Genomic DNA, 2,329 nt, shown 5'->3' on the forward strand with positions numbered 1-2,329 from the left:
GCGTAATGATATGGCAGGAAAACCAAGTAAAAAGGCGCCAGCAGTTGTTAGGCAATTGGTTAGAATGGTTTCACGCTCTTGAACAGACTTTTCTGGAAAACAAAGCGCGAGGTTTATACGTGCCTTTTGTACTGAGCCACGTTGCTTCTTCGCCATTTTTGTCGCCACGAATTTTGCTATGGCTACTCGAATCGAGTTTGGCAGCAAAGAAATGGGTAGACATAGGCATAGCCCGAGCCAAGTTCCCCAGTGTTTTGGTGATAAAAACGCACTGATGAATTTGGGGTTGTATGCTTTAGGATCGTAGTCGTCGCGTTGAGTTGTCACTGTAAACCTTTAACTGGCGATATATATTGAACAAGCTAACAGTATACCGTTAGCTTGTTTTCGGGAGAGTGTAATCTAGCGATTAACTGACTGCATGTACTCGCTGACGCCTTCAGCAACCGATTTAAATTGAACATCGCAACCGGCATTACGCAACTTAGTTAAATCAGCTTGAGTAAACTCTTGGTAAGCACCTTTCAAATGCTCAGGGAATGGGATAGTTTCAATCTCTCCCTTACCGTGATGCTTAATCACCGCTTTTGCGACTTCTTCAAATGATTCGGCATTACCTGTACCTAGGTTGAAGATACCTGATACGCCATTTTTTAAGAACCACAGGTTTACGGCCGCAACATCACCAACATACACAAAATCACGCTTGAAGGTTTCGCTTCCTGCGAATAATTTCGGGTTTTCACCAGCGTTCATTTGATTGTTTAGGTGGAAAGCGACAGAAGCCATGCTGCCTTTGTGCTGTTCACGTGGACCGTAGACATTGAAGTATCGAAACCCAGTGATTTGAGAAAGCGTTTCGTTGTGTGCGGTTGCATCTGCAGTTAAGCGACGCACATAGTTATCAAATCGCTGTTTTGAATAGCCGTATACGTTTAGCGCGCCTTCGTACTGCGGCTCTTCAATAAAGGTATCGGTTTCACCATAAGTGGCAGCAGAAGAAGCATACAAGAACGGAATCTCGCGCTCGATACAGTAATGCAGCAACTCTTTCGAGTATTCGTAGTTGTTTAGCATCATGTATTTGCCATCCCACTCTGTGGTTGCTGAGCATGCACCTTCATGGAAAACAGCCTCAATGTGACCGAAATCATCGCCAGCCATAACTTGAGTTAGAAAGTCATCACGATCCATGTAATCGGTGATATCTAGGTCAACCAGGTTCTTAAATTTTTTGCCATCTTTTAAGTTGTCGACAACTAGAATATCGTTGTGGCCTGCTTCATTGAGCGCCTTAACAATATTGCTGCCAATCATGCCTGCACCACCAGTTACGATAATCATATTTCTTCCTACTTTTTTGAATACAAACTCACACGAGTATAGCAAGGAACAAACGAAGCGAGCTAGCGGAATAATTCTTTAATTCTAGTGTAATGTAGTGATGTTAATTGAGATATTCTATCCATTTTCGTCAGAGCTAATTCGACCAGATGTGAACAGGTCGATCTATCTGTTTAGTGGCGATATACTGAACCACTAAACGGATAGGGATCTAATTACTAATGAAAACACGTGACAAGATTGTTTACGCAGCTCTAGAGCTTTTTAATGAGCACGGCGAGCGTAGTATTACGACCAATCATATTGCTGAGCACATCGAAATCAGCCCAGGTAACCTCTACTACCACTTCCGCAACAAACAAGAAATTGTACGTGATATCTTTACTCTCTACTCGACTGAGTTACTTGAAAGGTTTACTCCGATTCAAGGGCAGCAAGAAAGCCTGACGCTACTAAAAAGCTACTTAGATTCAATCTTCACATTGATGTGGAAGTACCGATTCTTCTATGCGAACCTGCCTGAAATATTGTCTCGTGATGAAAAGCTGCATCTTGATTACATGGCCGTTCAAGAAAAGCTGCAAACGAATCTTGTGGATATTATGAGAGCTTTTGTTGAGTTGAACTTGCTAAAAGCAACAGATACAGAAATGAAGTCGATGGTCACATCTCTCCACTTGATCGCATCGGGTTGGTTGGCGTATCAGTCGGCGATGTCTCCAAAATCTCAAATTACGGAGCAAGTTGTTCACCAAGGAATGCTGCAGATGATCGCAACCGTTAAACCGATTGCAACGACTCAAGGCTTTGAGCAACTGACATTGTTAGAAGATGGTGTAAGAGCGCTGAACAGCAAATAAAAGCGAAGATGTGGGTAAGCGGTAAGTCGGATTCGGGTAACGAGAGCGGAAAAGCGCAGATTCGAGTGGTGGGATATAAATCGTGACGTCATTCCCTACAGCGAGGAACGAGCGTGATAGGGAAT

The 2,329-nt window shown here is 43.2% G+C and carries 2 protein-coding genes and 1 pseudogene; 1 reads left to right on the forward strand and 2 read right to left on the reverse strand.

Translation table 11 applies throughout. The annotated features are described in order from the left end of the window. Both AB4653_RS08185 and rfaD read right to left on the reverse strand, forming a co-directional pair. A pseudogene (locus AB4653_RS08185) lies at positions 1–327 on the reverse strand (lauroyl-Kdo(2)-lipid IV(A) myristoyltransferase); the annotation flags it as partial. Between the two features lie 75 nt (positions 328–402). Continuing rightward, on the reverse strand, positions 403–1,344 hold the full coding sequence (rfaD, locus tag AB4653_RS08190; protein ID WP_009847964.1) for an ADP-glyceromanno-heptose 6-epimerase: 942 nt from the start codon (positions 1,342–1,344) through the stop codon (positions 403–405). Between the two features lie 221 nt (positions 1,345–1,565). On the opposite strand from rfaD, the gene AB4653_RS08195 reads away from it, so the two are divergent. After that, a complete protein-coding gene (locus AB4653_RS08195) occupies positions 1,566–2,204 on the forward strand; it encodes a TetR/AcrR family transcriptional regulator (RefSeq protein ID WP_009847963.1) in 639 nt (212 codons plus the stop codon). Positions 2,205–2,329 lie beyond the last annotated feature (125 nt).

The organism is Vibrio sp. 10N.222.48.A3 (genome assembly GCF_041475345.1).
Lineage (GTDB): Bacteria > Pseudomonadota > Gammaproteobacteria > Enterobacterales > Vibrionaceae > Vibrio > Vibrio tasmaniensis_A.

Bases quoted from the DNA above. Each gene is read 5' to 3' on its own strand.
- rfaD (WP_009847964.1), bottom strand. From the start codon at position 1,344: ATGATTATCGTAACTGGTGGTGCAGGCATGATTGGCAGCAATATTGTT.
- AB4653_RS08195 (WP_009847963.1), top strand. From the start codon at position 1,566: ATGAAAACACGTGACAAGATTGTTTACGCAGCTCTAGAGCTTTTTAAT.